Annotated in this window: 22 protein-coding genes; 16 read left to right on the top strand and 6 right to left on the bottom strand. The window is 38.4% G+C overall.

Annotated features, from left to right (window positions below):
- Positions 1-8: 8 nt before the first annotated feature.
- Genes ACSAMO_RS03400 through ACSAMO_RS03390 form a run of 3 tightly spaced genes read left to right on the top strand, consistent with a single transcriptional unit; the run spans position 9 to position 4181 of the window.
- The gene (locus tag ACSAMO_RS03400; protein WP_499209854.1) at positions 9-2405 is read left to right on the top strand and encodes an endonuclease MutS2; all 2397 of its coding nucleotides are present in this window, start codon (positions 9-11) and stop codon (positions 2403-2405) included.
- A 10-nt stretch (positions 2406-2415) separates the two neighbouring features.
- Positions 2416-2907: a Cys-tRNA(Pro) deacylase gene (gene ybaK / locus ACSAMO_RS03395; RefSeq protein ID WP_499209853.1), complete on the top strand. Its 492-nt coding sequence runs from the start codon at positions 2416-2418 to the stop codon at positions 2905-2907.
- A gap of 14 nt (positions 2908-2921) precedes the next feature.
- Positions 2922-4181: a DUF1015 domain-containing protein gene (locus ACSAMO_RS03390; RefSeq protein ID WP_308456209.1), complete on the top strand. Its 1260-nt coding sequence runs from the start codon at positions 2922-2924 to the stop codon at positions 4179-4181.
- A gap of 324 nt (positions 4182-4505) precedes the next feature.
- On the opposite strand, the gene ACSAMO_RS03385 is transcribed toward ACSAMO_RS03390, so the two are convergent.
- The 3 genes from ACSAMO_RS03385 to ACSAMO_RS03375 all read right to left on the bottom strand — a co-directional run bounded on the left by ACSAMO_RS03385 (position 4506) and on the right by ACSAMO_RS03375 (position 10000).
- A complete protein-coding gene (locus ACSAMO_RS03385) occupies positions 4506-5837 on the bottom strand; it encodes an MATE family efflux transporter (RefSeq protein ID WP_308456210.1) in 1332 nt (443 codons plus the stop codon).
- A gap of 141 nt (positions 5838-5978) precedes the next feature.
- On the bottom strand, positions 5979-6821 hold the full coding sequence (locus ACSAMO_RS03380) for a fumarate hydratase (RefSeq protein WP_022229337.1): 843 nt from the start codon (positions 6819-6821) through the stop codon (positions 5979-5981).
- Between the two features lie 17 nt (positions 6822-6838).
- Positions 6839-10000, bottom strand: coding sequence for a glycosyltransferase family 39 protein (locus tag ACSAMO_RS03375; protein ID WP_022229338.1), 3162 nt, complete (start codon positions 9998-10000; stop codon positions 6839-6841).
- Positions 10001-10195: 195 nt separating this feature from the next.
- Between ACSAMO_RS03375 and hpf the strand changes: the two genes are divergently transcribed.
- Positions 10196-10735, top strand: coding sequence for a ribosome hibernation-promoting factor, HPF/YfiA family (gene hpf / locus ACSAMO_RS03370; protein WP_412598434.1), 540 nt, complete (start codon positions 10196-10198; stop codon positions 10733-10735).
- Positions 10736-10777: 42 nt separating this feature from the next.
- On the opposite strand, the gene ACSAMO_RS03365 is transcribed toward hpf, so the two are convergent.
- From ACSAMO_RS03365 to ACSAMO_RS03355, 3 genes are all read right to left on the bottom strand, one after another.
- Positions 10778-10984 carry a hypothetical protein gene (locus tag ACSAMO_RS03365; RefSeq protein ID WP_412598436.1) on the bottom strand — a complete coding sequence of 69 codons (207 nt, stop codon included), beginning with the start codon at positions 10982-10984 and terminating at the stop codon, positions 10778-10780.
- Positions 10985-11104: 120 nt separating this feature from the next.
- Positions 11105-12586 (bottom strand): lipopolysaccharide biosynthesis protein, encoded by a 1482-nt coding sequence (locus ACSAMO_RS03360; RefSeq protein WP_499209852.1) that lies wholly within the window; start codon positions 12584-12586, stop codon positions 11105-11107.
- A gap of 9 nt (positions 12587-12595) precedes the next feature.
- The gene (locus tag ACSAMO_RS03355; RefSeq protein ID WP_499209851.1) at positions 12596-13639 is read right to left on the bottom strand and encodes a glycosyltransferase; all 1044 of its coding nucleotides are present in this window, start codon (positions 13637-13639) and stop codon (positions 12596-12598) included.
- 153 nt (positions 13640-13792) lie between these two features.
- Between ACSAMO_RS03355 and ACSAMO_RS03350 the strand changes: the two genes are divergently transcribed.
- The 12 genes from ACSAMO_RS03350 (at position 13793) to ACSAMO_RS03295 (ending at position 23418) form a co-directional block, all read left to right on the top strand.
- The gene (locus ACSAMO_RS03350) at positions 13793-14773 is read left to right on the top strand and encodes a glycosyltransferase family 2 protein (RefSeq protein ID WP_499209850.1); all 981 of its coding nucleotides are present in this window, start codon (positions 13793-13795) and stop codon (positions 14771-14773) included.
- Between the two features lie 3 nt (positions 14774-14776).
- Entirely contained in the window at positions 14777-15760 is a 984-nt protein-coding gene (locus ACSAMO_RS03345; protein WP_499209849.1) for a polysaccharide pyruvyl transferase family protein, read from the top strand.
- A gap of 110 nt (positions 15761-15870) precedes the next feature.
- The gene (gene nadA / locus ACSAMO_RS03340) at positions 15871-16779 is read left to right on the top strand and encodes a quinolinate synthase NadA (RefSeq protein WP_412293667.1); all 909 of its coding nucleotides are present in this window, start codon (positions 15871-15873) and stop codon (positions 16777-16779) included.
- Positions 16780-16790: 11 nt separating this feature from the next.
- Positions 16791-18062 (top strand): L-aspartate oxidase, encoded by a 1272-nt coding sequence (locus ACSAMO_RS03335; protein WP_499209848.1) that lies wholly within the window; start codon positions 16791-16793, stop codon positions 18060-18062.
- A complete protein-coding gene (gene nadC, locus ACSAMO_RS03330) occupies positions 18055-18906 on the top strand; it encodes a carboxylating nicotinate-nucleotide diphosphorylase (protein ID WP_022229346.1) in 852 nt (283 codons plus the stop codon). The genes ACSAMO_RS03335 and nadC overlap by 8 nt, the downstream gene beginning before the upstream one ends.
- Positions 18907-18927: 21 nt before the next feature.
- The gene (locus ACSAMO_RS03325; protein WP_022229347.1) at positions 18928-19440 is read left to right on the top strand and encodes a transcription repressor NadR; all 513 of its coding nucleotides are present in this window, start codon (positions 18928-18930) and stop codon (positions 19438-19440) included.
- 276 nt (positions 19441-19716) lie between these two features.
- Positions 19717-19932 (top strand): hypothetical protein, encoded by a 216-nt coding sequence (locus tag ACSAMO_RS03320; RefSeq protein ID WP_022229348.1) that lies wholly within the window; start codon positions 19717-19719, stop codon positions 19930-19932.
- 137 nt (positions 19933-20069) lie between these two features.
- On the top strand, positions 20070-20261 hold the full coding sequence (thiS, locus tag ACSAMO_RS03315; RefSeq protein ID WP_022229349.1) for a sulfur carrier protein ThiS: 192 nt from the start codon (positions 20070-20072) through the stop codon (positions 20259-20261).
- Positions 20262-20264: 3 nt separating this feature from the next.
- Positions 20265-20897: a sulfur carrier protein ThiS adenylyltransferase ThiF gene (thiF, locus tag ACSAMO_RS03310; RefSeq protein ID WP_499209847.1), complete on the top strand. Its 633-nt coding sequence runs from the start codon at positions 20265-20267 to the stop codon at positions 20895-20897.
- A 3-nt stretch (positions 20898-20900) separates the two neighbouring features.
- Complete coding sequence (locus ACSAMO_RS03305) at positions 20901-21674, top strand: thiazole synthase (RefSeq protein WP_117966978.1); 774 nt, start codon at positions 20901-20903, stop codon at positions 21672-21674.
- Between the two features lie 18 nt (positions 21675-21692).
- Complete coding sequence (gene thiH, locus ACSAMO_RS03300) at positions 21693-22844, top strand: 2-iminoacetate synthase ThiH (protein WP_499209846.1); 1152 nt, start codon at positions 21693-21695, stop codon at positions 22842-22844.
- Positions 22837-23418 carry a thiamine phosphate synthase gene (locus ACSAMO_RS03295; RefSeq protein WP_499209845.1) on the top strand — a complete coding sequence of 194 codons (582 nt, stop codon included), beginning with the start codon at positions 22837-22839 and terminating at the stop codon, positions 23416-23418. Before thiH ends, ACSAMO_RS03295 begins: the two co-directional genes overlap by 8 nt.
- The last annotated feature ends 4 nt before the right edge of the window (positions 23419-23422 follow it).

Here is a 23422-nt window from a genome sequence, read left to right as displayed (position 1 = left end):
GAGGTAAAATGGATAAACAGAATAAAGCGTTCAAGGTGCTTGAATTTGACAAGATACTTGAACGACTTTCATCTTATACGGAGAGCAAGGACGTAAAAAAACGCATTGAAGAAATAGTTCCGTATACGGAATTAGAGGACGCAAGGGCGGCACAGAAAGAAACGACAGAAGCAATGTCAACCTTATTAAAGCTCGGCTCACCGCCGGTAGATCTGTCTGTTGAAAATGTGCTTGGAGCTGTAAAAAGAACAGAGCGTGACGGTGTACTTCATACAAAGGAACTTATAAACATATCAAGACTTTTGTATGTAGCAAGACGTATGAAGTCGTATATAGACGAATCAGCCGAAGAATGTACAATTCTTCACGGTATAGAGGAGGCTATCATAACGGCAAAACAACTTGAGGACAAAATTAATTCGTGTATCGTTTCTGAAAATGAAATTGCCGACGATGCGTCACCTGAACTTAACACAATCAGAAGAAAAATAAGAAATCTAAACGGCAAGATTAAGGAAAATCTTAATTCTATGATTCACTCAACGCATTACAAAAAGTTTTTGCAAGACCCTATTGTAACAATGCGTTCGGACAGATACGTTATACCCGTAAAGAGTGAATACAGAGGTGAAGTAAACGGTATTGTACACGATACGTCCGCGAGCGGTGCAACTCTGTTTATCGAGCCTATGAGCGTTGTAAACAACAACAACGAAATCCGTGATTTGCATACGAAAGAGCAACAGGAAATTGAGCGAATACTTGCGGAACTTTCGGCACTTGTTGCGGAAAACAGTCATACAATTTTTGTGGATTATAAATACGTGACTGAGCTTGATTTTATGTTCTGCAAGGGCAGACTGTCGCTTGATATGAACGCAAATGAGCCTGTGCTGAACGACAAAGGTATTATCCGATATAAAAAAGCACGTCATCCGCTTATCGACAAAGAGAAGGTCGTGGCAAATGACATAATGCTTGGCGGCGAATATGATACGCTTGTCATAACAGGTCCGAATACGGGCGGTAAAACAGTAACGCTTAAAACTATCGGATTGTTTTCGATTATGGCGGCGGCAGGACTTCATATTCCGGCACAGGATAACAGTGAAGCGGCTGTATTCCATCATATTTTTGCGGACATCGGTGACGAACAGTCAATAGAACAGAGCCTTTCGACATTCTCGTCACATATGGTCAATACGGTGAGCATACTTGAAAATATTGATTTTAATTCACTTGCACTGTTTGACGAATTGGGTGCTGGAACTGACCCGACAGAAGGTGCGGCACTTGCTATATCAATATTGGAATTTCTTCGTGCAAGAAAGGCTACAACCGTTGCGACAACTCATTACAGTGAATTGAAATTGTTCGCGCTTTCGACTGACGGTGTGGAAAATGCGTCATGCGAATTTGACGTTGCGACACTTCAGCCGACTTACAAACTTCTTATCGGAGTACCGGGTAAGTCAAATGCGTTTGCAATTTCACGCAGACTCGGACTTGACGAAAGAATAATTGACAGAGCAAACGATATATTGTCTGATGAGGATATAAAATTTGAGGACGTTATAACAGACCTTGAACAAAACCGTGCAAAGGCGAGAAAAGAGGCTGACGAGGCGGCAAGAATGAAGCGTGAACTTACCGATCTCAGAAAGCAGATTGAAAATGACAGAATAAAGCTTAAAGAAAATAAATCAAGAATACTTGATGAGGCAAGACGTGAGGCGAAAATACTTGTAATGGACGCAAAGGATGAGGCGAATAGCATTATTCGCGACCTTGAAAAAATGCGTCAGCAAGGTATTTCAAACGGCGGCAATCTTGACAAAAAGACTTCCGCAATGCGTGACAAGCTGAAAAAGAAAGAAGATACGATTGATAAGGCAATGGCGCGTGCGGCAAAGCCGAAGAAAAGATATGTCGAACCGCCTAAAAATCTTAAACCGGGTGCAACTGTTAAAATCGTTGATATGAATCAAGAGGCGACAGTTTTAAAAGAGCCTGATAAAAACGGCAATGTTCGTGTTCAGGCGGGTATTATAAAAATGGACGTGCATATAACGAACTTGCGTAAGGTTGAAGAAAAGAAGTCAAAGGAATTGGCTGAAAAGTACGTCAGAAGTACGAGGGCTTTTGAATCAAAGTCAAAGAACGTTTCAACGGAAGTTGACGTCAGAGGACAAAATCTTGAAGAAGCGTGGATGAATGTTGAAAAATTCCTTGACGATTGCTACCTTGCGGGAATTTCGCCTGTAAGCATTATTCACGGTAAAGGTACTGGCATTTTGCGTAAAGGCTTGCAGGGATATATGAAAAAACACAGATACGTCAAATCGTTCAGAAACGGCAGATACGGCGAGGGCGAAGACGGTGTAACGATAGTAGAATTAAAATAAGGTGATATAAATGGCAAAGGACAAAAAGAATGTAACAAATGCAATGCGTTTGCTTAATGCGTCAAAGATAAAATATGAAACGGTTGAATATGAAGCTGATGAAGTCGGCGAGCATTTCGGTGAGGCTATCGCCGAAATGACAGGTATTCCGCCTGAAAAATCATTTAAAACTCTTGTCGCAAGAGGTGACAAAACGGGTATAATGGTTAGCTGTATAGCGGTAAATCACGAAGTGGATTTAAAAAAACTTGCAAAGGTTTCGGGTAACAAAAAGGTTGAGATGATACACGTCAAAGAACTTTTGGGACTTACGGGGTATATCAGAGGCGGAGTATCGCCTGTCGGAATGAAGAAGAAATATCCGACATATATAAACGAAACGGCACAAAACTTTGAAACAATCGCAATCAGCGGCGGAAGATGCGGTACAACGCTTATCCTTTCGCCGAATGATGTGCAAAAAGCAACAGACTGCGTATTCGCAGACATAACGAAAGAATAACGGAGGGCAGAACTATGGCAATTTTTAAACCGGCGGACATACTTATTCCGCAAAATGTTGATTTCACAAAGTGGAGCGTTGTGGCGTGTGACCAATACACGTCTGAAAGAGAATATTGGGAAGATGTAAAAAATATTGTCGGCGACAGTCCGTCAACATTGAATATTATTTTCCCTGAGGTTTATCTTGAGGACGGTGACGGAGACGAACGTATCAAGAAGATAAACAGCACAATGGAGGAGTATATAAATAAGGGTATTTTCAGAGAATTAAAGGACACGTTTATATATGTAAAACGTACTCAGCCGAACGGAAAAACACGTCACGGTATTGTCGGAATGCTTGATCTTGAAGAATACGATTTTTCAAAAGGCTCACAGTCAAAAGTTCGTGCAACTGAGGGTACAATTATCGAACGTATTCCGCCAAGACAGCGTATAAGAAAAAATGCACCGCTTGAGGCACCGCATATCCTGATACTTATTGATGACAGAGAAAAAGCGGTTGTTGAACCGCTTGAAAATCAGATAAATGATTTTGAAAAGATTTATGATTTTGACCTTATGAAAAATTCGGGACATATCGTGGGTTATAATGTAAATGAAAGTGCAAAGAAGAATATACTTGATGCAATAGAAAAACTCGGCGATAAGGCTGATTTTGAGGCGAAATACGGTGTTAAGGATAAGGGCGTGTTGATGTTCGCGGCAGGTGACGGAAATCATTCTCTTGCAACCGCAAAGACTTGTTGGGAAGAAATTAAAAAGGAACTTTCAGAGGAAGAAATTAAAACTCACCCTGCACGTTTTGCGTTGGTTGAGCTTATGAATATCCACGACGAAACACTTGAATTTGAACCTATTCAACGTGTAATATTTGAAACAGAGCCGAAGAAATTGCTTGATGAACTTGTTGCGTTTTACGGTGCGGAATATGAAGATAACGGCGGTCAGCGTATTGATTATACATACGGCGGTAATGAGGGCAGTATCTATATTAAGAATACAGACTCAAATCTTCCTGTCGGAACACTTCAAAAATTTCTTGATAAGTACCTTGCCGAAAACGGCGGTAAAATTGATTATATCCACGGAAACGACGTTGTAAGAAATCTTGCAAAGGCAGATAATACAATCGGTTTTATGGTTGATTCAATGGAGAAGAACGACTTGTTCACAACAGTTATAAAGGACGGCTCACTTCCGAGAAAAACTTTCTCAATGGGTGAGGCGGCAGATAAGAGATTTTATCTTGAATGTAAGAAAATCAGATAATAAAAAAGTGCGGTCAAATAAAATGACCGCACTTTTCAAAAAAGTAGACAAAACCTTTATGGTTTTGTCTACTTTATTTTGGGGAGTTTGAGGTGCTTTTTCAGTAGTTTTGCCTGTGGCAAAACCGCTCTACGAGCGTCGGATGTCTTTCCGATACGACCTCATTAAAAATCATTTCTGGCGACATGTGCGGCAGAAATGGCTTAAAATCTAAAGTTTCGACTTTGGAGGAACTTTATGATTTTTTCTCTGACAATACTCAAAAATTACATCGTATGATGTGATTTTTGGAGCTGTCGACATTTTGGCGACAGGCTCTGGTCTTTATATTCTCTTGCTTGCTTTATGATAAATAAAATACGCAAAAACGGCTGTGACAAATTCGGCGAACGGAAAGCTTATCCATACGCCTACTGCACCGAAAAATCTACTGAAAACGAAAGCAGCTGGAATTATGATTATTATATATCTAAAAAGCGAAATCCACAATGACGGCATACCTTTTCCAAGCCCCTCCAAAGCACCGGAGGACGTTACGGATACAGCTGATACGATAAATCCTATACTGATAATGTTAAGTGCCGTAACGCCTAATTTAAGCGTGGCAGGGTTTGCAGTAAACATTCCGAACAGTGTAGACGGCATAATCCACGAAAGTGCAGTACCCAAAGCCATAATTATTGCCGACAGCAAAAGTGCGGTGTTATATATTTGCTTAACACGTTTGTGTTCACCTGCACCGTAGTTATAGCCTATGATAGGTCTGATACCTTGAATAAGACCGTTGGCGGTTAGGTATATAAATGTTTGAAGTTTGTAGTATACACCGAGTACAAGAACATATGAGCCTGAAAATTCGGAAAGTATTCCGTTAAGTGCCGTTATAAGCAATGACGGAAGTGCCATATTAAGCATAGCCGGTACACCGATTGAGTATAACCTTTTCAGAAGTCGTTTGCCGGATTTGAGCAGACTTATTCTGAATTTTGCCTGAATAGGACTTGCAAAGTAGAATATGAAGTAAATGATAAGCGTTATAGTCTGTCCTATACCTGTGGCAAGTGCCGCACCTTGAATACCCATAGCGGGAAAAGGTCCTAAGCCGAATATCATTAACGGGTCAAGAATAATGTTTGTGACACAACCGCATATCATACTTATCATTGATACGTTCATTCTGCCGACTGCTTGGAAAATCTTTTCAAATGCTATGCCGACATTTACTATTGTTGAAAATGAAAACACGATAGTTGAGTACATTACGGCAAGATTGATAACATCTGTATCGGTTGTGAACATTTTTACGAAGTACGGCATACCGAATATTGAAAAGAAGGTAAGTATAAGTCCGTGTATAAAGCTTAGAAACAATCCGTAAGTTGTTGCTCTGTCTGCGTTCTGCATTTCGCCCGCACCGAGATGGAATGCAACTACCGCATTTATGCCTACACCAAATCCGACTGCGATAGAATTGACAAGATTTTGAATTGGGTAGACAAGCGAAAGTGCGGTCATTGCGTTTTCGCTCACTTTTGCGACAAAAAAACTGTCGATGATATTGTACAGTGAATTTACCGCCATAGATATTATCATAGGTAAAGCCATTGAAAGCACAAGCGGCAATATCTTTTTTTCTTTCATAAACGTTTGATCCATAAATAATTCTCCTTATATTTATTCCGAAAAAAAACTATAGGGTTAATACTGTTTGACTCAAAAACAGAAAACCCTATAGTCTCATTATAATCCGGACAAGATTATTCAATTTTATATCAACCTGTCGGACAGGCTCAAATTTTATATAATTTCCACAGTATGTCTTGTTGCGTGACAGTTTACGTTTACTGCAACCGGCAAGCCTGCAATGTGGGTAGGGAATGTTTCCACATTTACGGCAAGGGCGGTTGTTGTACCACCCATACCCTGAGGACCTATTCCCAGTTTATTTATTCTTTCTAAAAGCGTTTTTTCAAGCTCTGCATAAAAAGGATTGGCATTTGGAACGTCAATATCTCTTGTAAGAGCCTTTTTAGCAATTTGTGCCGCTTTATCCATAGTACCGCCGATACCTACGCCGATTATCATAGGCGGACAAGGGTTTGCACCGGCTTTTTTGACTGTTTCGATAACGAAGTCAATAACTCCGTTTATGCCGTCTGACGGATTAAGCATTTTAAGTCTGCTTTTATTTTCACTGCCGAAGCCCTTCGGTGCAAATGTGATTTTAATTTTATCGCCTTTAACGAAGTCATAGTAAATAACAGCCGGAGTATTATCCTTTGTATTCACTCTGTCAAGCGGATCGCGGACAACCGACTTTCTTAAATATCCGTCTGTATATCCCATTGAAACACCCTTGTTTACGGCGTCTGTTATTGTGTCACCCTCAACAAAAACTTCATTGCCGATTTCGATAAAGAACACCGCCATACCGGTATCCTGACAAATAGGAACTTCTTTGCTGTCGGCAATTTCGGCATTCTTCAAAAGGTTTTCTATAACACCTTTTGAAATATCCGATTTTTCGGTTTTGACACTGTTGCTAAGTGCAGATTTGATGTCTTTGTTTATATGACAATTTGCTTTGATACACATACCCTTAACAACTTCTGCAATGTCATTTGAATTTATAATACGCATAAATTTTTCTCCTTATCTTATATCAATACCCATGAGTCAAACCATTTCAAGAAGTGGTCAACGTAGTCTACACTGCACGGATGACCCGAAAGAATAGGGTAGAACATTGCAAACAATACGATTGCAAGTCCTGCATATACAAATGCACCGTACATAACCGCCTTTTTATTCTTCGCCTCGTTATAGATGTTGAGGATTGAATAACCGAGCATAAGCACGATAAACGGTACGCAAGGGAAGTAGTGGTATATAAACGTAAGTCTTGTAACAGGTATCCACGATACAAGCTGTGCAAGGTAAGCGATTACAAGGAATAATGCGTTTTTATCTCTGTTCTTGAAAATCAAATATACCATATAGAAGAATGCCGGAATACCAATCCACCATACAAGCGGATTACCGAACGAGCTGATACCCTCTTTAACCTCCGATGTAATTGTTCCCGAATAGTACCATATAGGACGTTTCATAATAATCCATTCATACCAACGTGACGAGAACGGATGCTCTGAGCCGAGAACGGTCTTTGAATGGTAAGTAAGCATTGAACTTTGGTTATCAATAATAGTCTTGAAACCTTGCGAATTCGGTGCTTGCAAGTACGGAATATATGCAAGACAGTATATAATAAGCGGTACTATTACGAAGAATATACAGCACCATAAAATTGTTTTTATCATATACGGCTTAAAGTTGTCAATTATAAATTTGTGACTTATTCCGTTTGTTTCGCCGTTTGGTGTTTTAACTGCGACACGGTACTCACTGTAACGCTTGTAAAGTGTTATGAAGAACAGTACCGCAAGTCCCGCGCCTGCATATATACCTGTCCATTTACTTGCTATGCCGAGTCCCATACTGATTCCGCACAATGCAAGTGTGATAAGTCCTTTTTTGAATGACGAATCATAGAAACTTGTGCTGTAATACTTATACATAAAGTAGTACATCAGCATTACAAAGAATGTGATATATACGTCTATTGTTGCAATTCTTGTCTGTGCGAAGTGCATAAAGTCGAATGTGAGCAAAAGGCAAGTAACTATTGCAAGCCAAGATTTCTTTAGCAATTTCTTTGCAAAAAGGTATATAAGCGGTAACATAAATATACCGAATACAGTACCGACAATTCTCCAGCCGAACGGACACATTCCGAATATTCTTATACCGATTGAAATAAATACTTTACCAAGCGGTGGGTGAGTCCATTCGTATACGTTTAGATGATGTACAAATTCATAGCCTGTACGTCCGTGATAAATTTCGTCAAAGTATGTGCCGTTTCTGAATGATGAACGCTCCGGAACTTCCTGCTGTTCGTCAAACAAAGCCTGTCCCTCTGACGGTGTTGCCGAAACGGGCTCTATAAGGTTGCCCGAAGAATCAAGCAAGGCAAATTCTTTCATTGAAAGCTCTGTGCCGTTTGTTGAAAGTGTAACATATCTTGCTGTAACGCTCTTTGTTTTTTCTTCCCAATGGAATACAGAACCCTCTGTAAGTGTTTCCGTAGCGGTTGTATTGTTTGATGAGTCCGCAAAAGTGATTGTTAAATTGCGGTTGTCCTCAAGTTCATATGAACCAAGGAAGAATTTATATTGGCTGATGTTGCAGTCCTTACCCAAATCAAGCGTTACAGGTGCGTCTGAAATCATATATTCCGTTTCTGCCGCGTGCATATCGCCGAGGTCGTAAAGTGCGATACATGAATATACAACGACTATAGCCGCCATTGCAATAACGTCTACACGGGTTATTTTAGGAAATATTTCGCTTACGGTGAATTTAGCCTGTTTCTTAACAGGAGTATTTGAGAATGTTTTTGAACTTTTTGTATTCTTTTGATATGCTTGTTTTGAATTTTTCGTACTCTTAACTTCTTCTTTTACCGTATCTTTAAGTTCGTTGCCTGCATAAAGTTTTTGCGTCAAGTAAACTACAAATATCATAAGTGCGACATTTATTAAAGACGCAATCAAAACAGGTGCGGAACGGAAGTAGTCGTTCGGACTTTTTTCGTATACAAACAGTACCCATGCAGTGTTAAAGAACTGCGAAAGTGTAACAAGTGCATACATAATAAAGTTTTTGAAATCAGTCACTGAAACAAATGCCAAAAGCAAAAGCCCCATTGCAGGGAATGCGTAACGGTCGTGCATTTTTGTTGAAAGCATATATGTCATAAACGCAAGCAATGCACCGACAAAGTAATACTTCGCATTGTTTTTGCTCTTGAAGAATACATATACCGAATATGCGACAATGGCAATAAGGAATACATAACCGATAACAGTTGTGAACGATGAAAGACCTTCCCAGTTTTTACCCAATGCACCCCACAAGTTAAACGCATTGACCGTTAGGTAAGGATATGACGCCATAGTCGTGGTGTATTGGTCGATTACATTTGATATTCCGAACGGAAGTGCAAGCAACACCATAAGGATTATTGCACTGACACCAAATCCTAAATTCTTTAACAGCTTTTCTTTGCTGAAATCTTTTATAAATACATTTTCGATTATACCGAATATAAGTATAGGCGTAAATATAAATGCCTGCGGTTTTATGAATATACATATTGCGAACATAAAATATGAATAAATCATTTTCTTTTCGCTTATGAAGTATATCATAAGAAGTATAAACAATGTATATACCGAATCAACTTGTCCCCAAAGAGAACAGTTTACTACAGTTGCGGGATTGAAAAGGTATAGCGACGCGAACACGGTTGAAAGTCCATCTGAAAACTTTTTCTTTGCAACTTTATATATAAGTACACCGGCGAGAATATCGCATACAATAGCCGGAAGTTTTACAAGTGCGTATTGCGCACCGTCGGAGAAACCGAACAGTTTTTCAATCGCACCGACTATATAGAGGACATACATATATCCCGGCGGATAGTCGTGAAACATATCGAGTGTGTAAAACTTACCGAAACCGTTTTCAAAAACGGCGTTTGACCAGCCTATGAAACAACTCATATCAGTGTTGTGTCCTCTGTAGACCGCTCCGAGGATTAAACGAAGTATAAATGCCACTGCCGCGGCGGCAATAATATACATTGCGTTGTTATCCTTTTTCACATTGCTTTTTAGTGCCGGATTGATGTAATATGACCATACAGCAAAAGCGGCAAGTGCCGAGAAAAGCACTGTTAATGAAATTCCAAGCATATTTTCACCTCATATTTTAATAATTATTATCTCAACTTATTATTTTACTATATATTCCTATATAATGCAAGCATAAAAAAATATAAAAATTTTTTCAAAAAAAATGTTTGAACTTGTAATATGGTGGTATATATATAGTAACAAAGATAATTTATTAAAAATAATCTTTGGCTAAACACAAAAGGAGTGAGTTTTATGAAGTTCAAAATTATTGGCAGAAGATACGATGTGACAGATAAGATCAGAGATTATGTTGAAAAGAAATTGGGAAAGCTTGATAAGTTTTTCAAAGATGAATCTGAGGCAAGAGTCGTAATCGGAACGATTAAAGATAATGATTATATTGAAGCTACAATTTATGCGGCAGGTATGATGTACAGAGCAGAGGCATCGGATAAAGAAATCCTTGCCGCAATCGATAAGATTGTAGACGTTATCGAAAGACAAATCAGAAAGAATAAGACACGTCTTTCAAAGAAGATAAAGAGAGATGCTACTCTTGACGCAAAACTAATCAGCGGTGCGACTTATACAGAGGGTGAAGAAATAAAAGAATTTGAAGTTGTTAAGACAAAGAGATTTACCGTTAAGCCTATGAGTGTTGAGGAGGCTATTCTTCAAATGAATTTGTTGGGTCACACATTCTTCGTATTCAAAAATCAGGAAACTGATGAAATGAATGTTGTATATAAGAGAAAAGACGGCAAATATGCTGTTATTGAATCAATAGAATAATATGTAGTGATGCACCTTTCGGGGTGCATCATTTTTTTGATTTTAATTTCTGTATCGGTCACACAAATTTGAAATCAATAGTCCGAAAATAACAAAGAAAAGGATAACGGCTATAACGATAAGTGGGATAAGAACAGCATTAAAAACTTCAGGGAACGATACTCCGAAAATCAAACCTATAGCAAGTGCGAATACTGTACTTAGAACGTATAAAATTAGGCTTATGCCGCAATTTTGTCTGCAACTCATAATATTAAAACTCCTTTCAAAATTTTTGAATGTTTCTTGTAGAGCATTTCTGCTTTACAGTATATAATATGAAAACAGTATAGTTTTGTTACAGTAAAAAAAGATGTAAAGTTCAAAACTTTACATCTTTTTAATATAACTTTTTTCGTTTTGGTTAAGTCCTAAAAACCACATTGACACTGCATAAAAGACGGTGAAGATAATACCGCACAAAGCTATTGAGAACAAATTATCCGAAACAAAATGACGGATTACGATTATCGTCAAAATCGGAATAATCAAAGACGGAATAAATTTAAAAATCTCTTTCCAAAAATATTTAATATCAAGTCCGACACGTTTTTGATAATATATATTCATTATAATTATATTCCCGACAACAAGGCTTAAAGCCGTACCGAATGCGCAGCCAAGCTCGCCGAATTTTATACACAGCGGAATGCTTACGGCAATATTAATTGCGGCGATTACAAAGTACAAAACCGAGCGGAATTTGTGCATATCTTTTGCACGCTGAATTTCAATACCGATAGATTGAATTGAAGTTACAAGCAGCGGCGAAATAAGCAGTAATGCGGTATAGTAGGGGATATTGCTGTCAATCCCCGACCAAAGTTTGATAAAAGGTTTGCCTACTGCGATTATTATAAAATAAATATAAGCCATAACGACAAACTGCACTCTGCCGAATGACGCAAAAAATTTGCTTGTTTCTCTGTTGTCGGCATGGTTTGCGATAAGCGTATGTGCCTTTGGCGTCATAAGTGACGAAAGTGCATAGGAAAATGTAAGAAAATATCCGTTGAATTGAGAACCTACTGAATAAACGGCTACATTTTTTGCACCGCTGAACATTCCGAGCAGAATTTTATCGACATTCCAATTAATTTGGTCACTTATAATATTCAAAAACACAAAAAACGAAAATACCGAAAGCTGTTTGAAAACATTTTTATCAAATGCAAAGCAAAATCGCATATTAAGTTTTTTTATACAATACACCGTACCGCAAAGCAGTTTTATAACGGTAATCGCCGTCATACAAATCGCAACGGAAACCGCACCGTGTCCCATAATCAGCAAAGGAAAAGTCAGCATGGGATTTAAAAGTGACGATATTATAATCAGAATTTTCTGAAATGAAAAACGCTCTTGTGCGATTATATACGAATCGGATATACTGCACGGAAATGTAAACGCAAGGTTTACGGTCATTATGCCGAGCAATGTTTTCAGTAATTTTATCTCGCTTGCGGTCATTGATTTGCCGAACAGAGTTGATGTGTTCATCGTTATAAAACCGCCGACGATAAGCGACAAAATTGAAACGGAAATAAATATTATCGTAAACATACCGTTCAGAACCGATATTGCGTTATTGTCATTGTCGGCTTTGTATTGTGAATAAAAACGCATATACGAACTTCCGAAACCGAAGCTTAAAATGCTGAGACTTGACATTGTGGAGATGGCAAGCTGAAGAAGCCCGTAATTGCTTTCACCCAAAAGTCTAAGCATAACGGGAGTGTATAAAATGCTGATTATGCTTTGTATAAAAATGGCTATATATGAAAGTATAAATCCTGATTTTAAATTTCTCATATTGCTACCTCATCTGAAAAATCTTTGCCAAAATCTCACAATGTTTATACAGACGGTAAGTAAAAAAGGTCTGTTTCTTTTTATAAGTTTGAAGTACATACGGTGGAAAAACGGCAAGGAGGAAATATCTATTTTATCGATAAAACCTTTTTCATCGGCAAATGTACATATTTCTCTGATGTGATTTAGCTTTGTCTTAATCGGAACTGAATTTGCTTTTTTCAGTTCGTTGCTTATTGCGGTTTTCGCAAGATAAGAATAGTAGTATTCAAGTTGATTTGAATACGGTGAATTTGCGATTGATGAATTTGACAAAAATTCATACAGTGACTTGAAACAGTCAAAATATGAACTGTCATAACTTACCGTCATTTGAGTGCGGGAACGTCTGTAATGATACAAAGACAGATTTTCCAAGAAATACAGACTGTCACATTCAAGCAAATACGGATATACACAAGCCGCGTCCTCACCGGTGCGAATATCGTCATCAACCGCCATTTGATGTTTAATGAGTTTTTCTCTTTTGTAGAGCTTATTCCATATGACAGGGTATATTCCGAACTTATAAAACACACCCGTATAAATCATTTTAGGGAACACGTTATTTTCAAGCTGTTCACGGTTATAGTAACCGCCGCTTATATTGATATGCGTGCTGCCGGAAGAAAACGGAACGGACTTGTTTTCGTGTTCAACGTCACACATAACCATATCGCAATTATATTTTTCCATTGCATTAACCATATGTTCGTACATATGCTCGTCAATCCAATCGTCACCGTCAACATAGCCTGCATATTTGCCGACCGCAACGGAAAGCCCTGCTTTTCTTGCACTGACAACGCCGCCGTTTTCTTTATGAATAACTCGTACACGACTGTCTTTTTTTGCGGCGGCGTCACATATTTCAACGCTGTTGTCCGTTGAACCGTCATCTACAAGTATAAGTTCAAAATCGGTAAAGGTTTGTGAAATAATGCTGTTGATACATTTAGGCAGAAAAGAACCTACATTGTAGACAGGTACGATAATACTAAGTAATATGCTCATTCACGTTCTCCTTTACATATGATTTTGCTATTGACAGTTTGTGTCAACACTTTATTAAGTATATCATTTTTAACGGTTACAGTCAATCATAAGTATTTACAAAAAAATATGTTTATGATATTATTAATAGAACAAACGGGAACGGAGGAAAGTATGGAAACAGCAGTTAGTGTGATAATACCTGTATATAATTGTGAAAAAACAGTAGGAAGATGTATAAACAGCGTGCTTAATCAAACGCTTGCCAACATCGAAGTGATAGCGGTAAATGACGGTTCGGACGACAGCACTTTGAAGGTATTAAAAGGTATAAATGACGATAGATTAAAAATTATTTCTCACCTTAATTACGGTCAAGGATATGCAAGAAATAACGGAATGTCTGTTGCAAGCGGTAAATATATTGCATTTGTTGACGCTGACGATACAATAGAGGAATGTATGCTTGAAAAAATGTATGAAAAAGCCGAAACGGAAAATGCGGATATGGTGCAGTGTAATTTATATGACATATATCCCGACAGAACAAGAAAAATTCAGCTTAAACCACTGGACAAGACAGTTATCGTTGAGGATAAGGGCGAGTATGCCGATAAATATTTTTCAACGTGCTATCACAGTTATGAAATTTGTAACAAACTTATACGAAGAAGTTTTCTTGAGGAAAACAACTTGAAATTCTGCGATACAAAGAAATATTTTTCAGAAGACTTAATGTTTAATTTAAAGATGCTTAGCTGTTTAAAAAAAGTTTGCTTTATTTCCGAGCCTTATTATAATTACTATCAGTATGAAACAAGTCATTTTCATAATGTAAGCAACGGCGAGCGAAGATTGGCGGCGATATGCGATTTGTTCATTGACTATATGGCAGAGGCAGAGCCTGAAATGAAAAAGGCGGTGTCATTTACCGCGTCAATGATTGTTACATATAATATAGGACGATGTGCAAAATTATCATATGAATCGGCATACAGAGTTATGACAAGCCATGTTTACAGAAAATATTTAAAGTCCGCACTTACACGAAAATGCAGTATCAAGCATAAGGCGTTTTTCCTGGCATTGCTGATTTTTCCGCTAAGATGGCGAATGAAAGTTGCGTCTTTGTATGCGTGGAGATGGGAAGTTTAAGGAATGAGTAAAAATTTAAGGATTTTGCTTGACGGATATATTGACGGTAATTTCGGCGATGACCTTATGCTGTATCTTGCGGCTGACGGACTTAAAGAACATAAGCTGTATATAACATCTCCCAAACTTGATATTGCCGAATATACTGAAGAAAAAAGCGGTTTTGACTGTTATTTAAAAGTGACAGGCTCGGGATTTTTGATACACAATAACAAAGGTATAGCTTATCGTATGCGTGATATGTACCGTGAAAAACGGTATTCCAAAAACAGAGCCGTTATAAATTGCAATATAAGTGGTTTTATTAATCGCGTTGCCGAAAAAGTTATACAAAAGCAAATAAGCGACTATGATTTTGTGACGGTGCGTGACAGATATTCGTACGAATATATAACGAAGAATATACCAAACGTAAAATGCGAAAAATATCCCGATATGGTGCTGTCGTTAAGTGACGGAATGATACCGAATGTGCATAGTGAAAATGCACTTGGGATAAGCGTGCATAATAGTGCGGATATAAATTTGTTGGCAGAGATTGCGGATAGGTTTATTAACGAAACAGGCCGAAATGTTTGTCTTTTGTGTTTTAATACAGGCTTGGAAGATGATGTTTCGGTGGCAAATCAAGTTTACGGTATTATGAAAAATAAACATATGACCGAAATTATACGATACAAAGATATAAATGATATGTTGAAAAATATTAAGCGTTGCGGAGCAATTTTGGGAATACGTTTTCATTCTGCTATGCTTGCGCTAAGAATGGGCGTACCCGTTGTGCCGATTGCGTATTCTGATAAGACAAAAAATGCACTTGACGAAATAGGTTACAGCGGTAAAATATATGATGTGAACAATATTGATACTGACGAAGTTTTGAAAAGTATTTTAAATGCAGTACCTTATAAATTAGACGGTAATATAATAAAATCAGCCGAAAATCATATAAAAAGATTTGACGAATACATCAAACGACAGTGTTAAAAACTGTCGTTTTTTTGTATGTTTTTCACATTGTTTATACAGGTGTCTTTACAGGTGTAATGATAAGTGCTATACTGTTAAAAATAAATTATATAAGGGGTTTATATGTTATGAATGAACTTGTAAAAGAAATCGAGCAACTGAAGAAAGAGAAAAATGCTGTAATTCTTGCTCATTATTATGTTAATGATGAAGTGCAGGAAATAGCTGACTATATCGGTGACTCTTACTATTTGGCAAAAGTGGCAAGAGAGGTTGACGCAAAAACTATTGTTTTCTGCGGTGTGTCGTTTATGGGCGAAAGTGCGAAAATTCTTAACCCGAACAAAACTATTTTAATGCCGGATATGTCGGCAGATTGTCCTATGGCGCATATGGCACAGGTTGAAAAAATTGAAGAAATGCGTGAAAAGTATGATGACCTTGCGGTTGTATGTTACATAAATTCAACTGCCGAATTAAAGTGTCACAGTGATGTTTGCGTAACTTCGTCAAATGCGGTTAAGATTGTAAAATCATTGCCGAATAAAAACATCTTCTTTATTCCTGACGAAAATCTCGGAAGACACGTTGCAAAACAGATACCTGAAAAGAACATTATACTAAACAAAGGTTTTTGCCATGTTCACGTTTCAATGACAGCCGACAATCTAAAGGCTATAAAAGAAAAATATCCGAAGGCACTTGTGCTTGCACATCCGGAATGTAAACAGGAAGTGCTTGACCTTGCAGACTACATAGGAAGTACGTCCGGTATCATAAATTACGCAACCGAAAGCGACAATGAAGAATTTATAATCTGTACAGAAAGCGGAGTAGGCTATGAGCTTAGAACAAAAAATCCGAATAAGAAATTCTACTTTGCAGGTACAAAACATTTTTGCCCTAATATGAAACTAAACACAGTCGAAAAAGTCTGTCACGTTTTAAAAACAGGTGAAAACGAAGTGCATGTAAGCGACGAAACAAGATTAAAGTCACTTGTGCCACTTGACAAAATGCTTGAAATGGCAAAATAAGGAGAATACATATGAAAACAGATATAGTCATCGTAGGAACAGGCGTTAGCGGACTTTATTGTGCGCTTAATCTTCCTCGTGATAAAAAAATAGTAATGGTGACAAAGGCTGACGATGATAAAAGCGATTCGTTTTTGGCACAGGGCGGAATATGCGTTTTGAAAGACGAAAACGATTATGACAGTTATTTTGAGGACACAATGCGTGCCGGTCACTATGAGAACAACAAAGAATCGGTTGATATAATGATTCGTTCATCAAGGGATGTTATAAATGACCTTGTAGGATACGGAGTGCGTTTTGAAAAGGAAAACGGTGAATTTGCGTACACAAAAGAGGGCGCACACTCTACGTCAAGAATACTGTTCCACGAAGATATAACAGGTAAGGAAATTACATCACATCTTTTGACGGCGGTAAAGGAGCTTGACAACGTAACAATTATCGAAAACTTCACAATGGTTGATATAATTGAAGAAAACAATGAATGTTTCGGTATAATCGGTTACGGCAAGGACGGCAAATATATTGATATTCAGGCTGATTTTACAGTGTTTGCAACAGGCGGTATCGGCGGTCTTTACAAGCACTCGACAAATTACAGACACCTTACGGGTGATTCGCTTGCGATAGCACTTAACCACAATATAAAACTTCAAAATATTGATTACATTCAAATACACCCGACAACGCTTTATTCAACAAAGAAAGGCAGAAGATTTCTTATTTCCGAATCTGTCAGAGGTGAGGGAGCGGTGCTTTTTAACTCACATATGGAACGATTTGTTGATGAACTTTTACCTCGTGACGTTGTCGCAAAGGCGATACAAGAGGAAATGAAAAAGGATAATAAGCCGTATGTATGGCTTTCTATGAAGCCTATTCCTACCGAAATGATAAAAAACCATTTCCCAAATATATACAAGCATTGCCTTGAAGAAGGTTATGATGTTACAAAAGAATGTATTCCCGTTGTGCCGTCACAGCATTATTTTATGGGTGGTATCGACGTTGATAAATACAGCAAGACGTCAATGGACAGATTGTACGCAGTCGGTGAAACGGCGTGCAACGGTGTTCACGGCAAAAATCGTCTTGCAAGCAATTCACTTCTTGAAAGCCTTGTTTTTGCAAAACGTGCGGCAAAACGTATGATTGAAACATACAGTAAGACAAGTGACAGAGAAGTTACGATAGATAAGGATTTATACAAGAATTACGAAGACAAGTACAAAGATGAAATTCTTGAGGAGATAGAAAAGGAGAGAAAGAAACATGAATAATATAACAATGGCGCTTAATGCAGACGAGCTTATTTTGAGTGCGTTAAGAGAGGATATTACAAGCGAAGATATTACAACAAATTCGGTAATGCGTGAATATCAGCTTGGTGAAGTTGAGCTTATTTGTAAGCAGGACGGCGTTATCGCAGGACTTGACGTTTTTAAGAGAACATTTGAATTGCTTGACAGCAAAACAGAAGTTACTTTTACAAAAAAAGACGGTGACACTGTAAAGAACGGTGATAAAATCGGCGTTGTAAGAGGTGATATACGCGTGCTTCTTTCGGGCGAAAGAACGGCACTTAACTATCTTCAAAGAATGAGCGGTATTGCGACATATACACGTTCCATAGCCGACCTTTTAAAAGGCAGTAAAACAAAACTTCTTGATACAAGAAAAACCACACCGAATATGCGTGTATTTGAAAAATACGCGGTAAAAGTGGGCGGCGGATATAACCACAGATATAATCTGAGTGACGGGATACTTTTAAAGGACAATCATATCGGTGCTGCAGGCGGGGTTAAAGAGGCTGTACAAATGGCAAAGGAATATGCACCGTTTGTAAGAAAGATTGAAATTGAAGTTGAAAATCTTGATATGCTTAAAGAGGCGCTTGACGCAGGTGCGGATATAATAATGCTTGATAATATGAGCGTTGAAGATATGAAAGAGGCTGTTAAACTTGTCAGCGGAAAAGCTGAAACGGAGTGCAGCGGCAACGTGACAAAAGAAAATGTTGAAAGACTTGTTGATATAGGAGTTGACTATATTTCAAGCGGTGCGCTTACTCATTCGTCACCGATTCTTGATTTATCATTAAAAAATCTTCACGCAATTTAAAGAAAGGTTGTGGGACTTAATATGAACGCAGTCGAAAGACGACAGGAAATTGTAAGACTTATAACCACAAATGATGAAGCAATGTCAGGAAGTATGCTTGCAAAAGAACTTGACGTTTCAAGACAGGTTATCGTACAGGATATAGCACTTTTAAAGGCGGCAGGATATGAAATTTTATCTACCAACAAGGGATATGTGATAAATGATGTGGCGGCACATACGAGAGTGTTTAAGGTATATCATACGAACGACCAAACGGAAGATGAGCTTACAACGATTGTCGATATAGGCGGAACGGTTGTTGATGTGTTTGTGTGGCACAGAGTTTACGGAAAAATCGAGGCTAAACTTAACGTCGCGTCAAGAAGAAATGTTCAGCAATGTATAGACGGGCTTGTCAGCGGTAAATCATCGGCACTTATGAATATAACGTCGGGGTATCACTATCATACAGTAAAAGCCGACAGTGAGGAAACACTTGACCTTATTGAAAAGGCGCTTGCAAAGAAGAATTATCTTGCACCGGAAATATAAGATGTGAGCCTGTCGACAAAATGTCGACAGCTCCAAAAATCACATCTTGCGATGTAATTTTTGAGTGTTTTCAGAGAAAAAATCGTAAAGTTCCTCCAAAGTCGAAACTTTAGATTTTAAGCCATTTCTGCCGCACATGTCGGCAGAAATGATTTTTAATGAGGTTAGAACCTCAAACTCCCAAGAACAAAGTAGACAAAACCGTAACGGTTTTGTCTTAAAATATTTCTTTTTCGGTTATAATAAACTATAATGTAATCGAAAGGAGATAAAATTATGTGTCACAGACAGATTAAAATAACAACGTATGACAGATTATTAAGGGCGTGGGAAAATTCTATGGAGGCGGTAAGAGATTTTCAAAGCTATGCCGATTTGACGGAGGACAACGACAAAGCAAAACAGGCTTTTTATGATTTTGCGGAAAACAGTGCAAAGCAAGCGGCAAAACTTCGTAATTTACTGCTTGAATACAAGAAAAGTAATGCTTGACAATATCATTGATTTGTGCTAAAATATCAAACAAAGTGAAACCTAAGGTTACACAAAGGGGTACACCACCTTACAGGGTGTAGTACTTCTTTGTGTAACCTTTTTTGTTTTTAAAATAAAAAAGGAGGTTGTTATTTATGATTTATGTGAACGGTAAAGAAACGGAAAACTGCAAAAATCTTAGTGTCTTGCTTGAAAACAGCGGTTTCAGACGTGACAGAATAGCGGTTGAAATTAACGGCGAAATAATCAAAAAGTCTGATTATGATAAAACCGTTTTGAATGACGGTGATAAAATTGAAGTTGTGAGCTTTGTGGGAGGTGGTTGATTTATGATTACTTTTGAAGAATACGAAAATGCCTTAAAACAGCGTCACGGCGAAAGAATACATAATATATTAAGTCATTCGTCTGTTGCAATAGCCGGTCTTGGCGGACTCGGCTCAAATATTGCAATGTATCTTGCAAGAGCCGGTGTGGGACATTTGCACCTTGTGGATTTTGACAAAGTGGATATTACAAACCTGAACAGGCAACAGTACGATATAGCAGATTTGGGAACACTGAAAACAGACGCGCTTACAAAGAATATTAAAAGGTTTAATCCGTTTATCGAAATAACGTCGCAATGCGTTAAAGTAAACGAAGACAATGCCGCTGAAATATTCGGCGGATATAAAATAGTGTGTGAGGCTTTTGATAAGGCTGAAAACAAAGCAATGCTTGTAAACAGTATCTTGTCTGAATGTGGGGACACTAAAATTGTATCGGGTTCCGGTATGGCGGGTTTCGGCAGTTCAAACACGATTGTTACGCGAAAAATAAACGACAGATTTTATTTATGCGGGGACGCTGAAAGTGATATGAATGACGGACTTGCACTTGCCGCACCGAGAGTGGCAATATGTGCCGCACATGAGGCAAATATGATTTTAAGACTTTTAATAGGAGAGAAAGAGGTTTAATAAATGAACAAAGAAGATAAATTAATTTTAAACGGACACGAATTTACATCACGATTTATTTTGGGCTCGGGAAAGTATTCGCTTGAACTTATAAAAGCGGCGGTTGAAAATGCCGGAGCGGAGATTATAACTCTTGCTCTAAGACGTGCCGCAGGCGGTGACGTTGCGAATATACTTGATTACATACCAAAGGGCGTAACGCTTTTGCCGAATACCTCCGGTGCGAGAAATGCCGATGAGGCAGTAAGAATTGCAAGACTTGCAAGAGAAACAGGCTGCGGTGACTTTATAAAAATTGAGGCGATAAGGGACACTAAATATCTTTTGCCTGATAATTACGAAACTTTGAAAGCGACTGAAATTCTTGCGAAAGAAGGATTTGTTGTAATGCCGTATATGTATCCGGATTTGAATTTTGCGAGAGATTTACAAAATGCGGGTGCGGCTTGTATAATGCCGTTAGGCTCACCGATAGGGTCAAACAAAGGACTTTGCACAAAGGAATTTATAAAAATTCTTATTGACGAAATCGATTTGCCGATTATTGTTGATGCAGGTATAGGCAGACCGTCACAGGCTTGTGAGGCAATGGAAATGGGCGCGGCGGCAGTTATGGCAAATACGGCGATTGCGACAGCCGGTGACGTGCCGAAAATGGCACAGGCATTCAAAAAAGCAATAGAGGCAGGACGTGAATCGTATCTTGCAGGCTTTGGTGATGTGGTTGAAAAGGGTGCGAGAGCGTCATCGCCGCTTACGGGATTTTTACACGATTAATTTTGAAAGGTTACGAAAATGAAAGAAAGAACAAATCATATGGAATATATGGAGGGTATGGAGGTTATCGACTCTACTCTGCTTGATGAAGTCATATCGGCTATGGACGCGTATGACTATGATAAATATACGGATAAAGACGTGGAAAATGCACTTTCTCACGATGTACTTACAACGGAAGACTTCGCGGCACTTCTTTCACCGGCGGCACTTAACCACCTTGAAGAAATGGCACAAAGAGCACAAATTGAAACAAGAAAGCATTTCGGAAATTCCATTTCGATGTTTACGCCTTTGTACATAGCAAATTACTGTGAAAACTATTGTATTTACTGCGGTTTTAACTGCTATAACAAAATTCGCCGAGCAAAACTTTCGGAAGAAGAAATTAAAAAGGAAATGCAGGAAATCGCGAAAACAGGCTTACAGGAAATTTTACTTTTGACAGGTGAAAGCCGAAAAATGTCAGACGTCGAATATATCGGCAATGCCTGTAAAATAGCGAAGAAATATTTTAAGGTTGTCGGTGTTGAGGTTTATCCGATGAACTCTGACGAATACGCACATCTGCACAAGTGCGGTGCAGATTTTGTGACTGTATTCCAAGAAACGTATAACAGCGACAAATACGAAACATTGCACCTTGAGGGACACAAAAGAATATTCCCGTATCGTTTCTATGCACAGGAAAGAGCGATACTCGGCGGTATGCGCGGTGTGGGATTTGCGGCACTTTTGGGATTGGACGATTTCAGAAAAGACGCTTTCGCAACTGGTATGCACGCATATTTGTTGCAGAAAAAATATCCGTATGCGGAAATTGCGTTTTCGTGTCCGCGTTTAAGACCGATTATAAATAACGACAAAATCAATCCGAAAGACGTACACGAACCACAGCTTTTGCAGGTAATATGTGCGTACAGAATATTTATGCCGTTTGCGAGCATAACAATTTCAACGCGTGAATGTGAGCGATTCAGAAATAATATTATTAATATTGCCGCTACAAAAATAAGTGCCGGAGTTGACGTTGGTATCGGCGGTCATTCGGGAGAGCAAAAGGGTGATGAACAATTTGAAATTTCAGACCCGAGAAACGTTGAAGAAGTGTATAAAGCGATTGAGGAGCAGGGCTTACAGCCGGTAATGAGTGATTATATCTATGTTTAATATTGTATGCGTGACGCACAGAAAACTTTGCAAAAACTTTTTTAAAAGAGTGGGGGAGCTTTATGAAAACAATGTTCCTGTAATACTCAGAGAAAAAGACTTGTCGGAAAGTGAATATGAAGAACTTGCGAAAAAAGTTATTGAAATTTGTCCGAACGTGATACTTCATTCATATATTAACGTTGCAAAAAAAATCGGCGTAAAGAGAATACATTTGCCTTTGCGTTTGATGAACGAAAATGCAGAGAAAGAATTTGAAACGGTCGGTGTATCTGTTCATTCGGCAGATGAAGCGGTGCTTGCAGAAAAAATGGGTGCAACGTATGTGACGGCAGGTCATATTTTTGCGACAGACTGCAAAAAAGGTCTTGAGCCGCGCGGCATAGAATTTTTGAAAAATGCAGTATCGTCCGTCGATATTGATGTTTACGGTATCGGCGGTATTTCGCCTGAAAATGTCGGCAAAATACAGAATACCGGCGCAAAGGGCGCTTGTATAATGTCGGGGTTTATGAAGTGCGATAATGTGAAAAAATATTTGGACGAAACATACAAAAACCTATTGAAAAAATAAACCG

It is taken from the genome of Ructibacterium sp. SJQ-7, assembly GCF_054696575.1.
The sequence above is the reverse complement of the archived record's forward strand: the minus strand, read 5'-3'. Positions and strand labels throughout refer to the sequence as shown.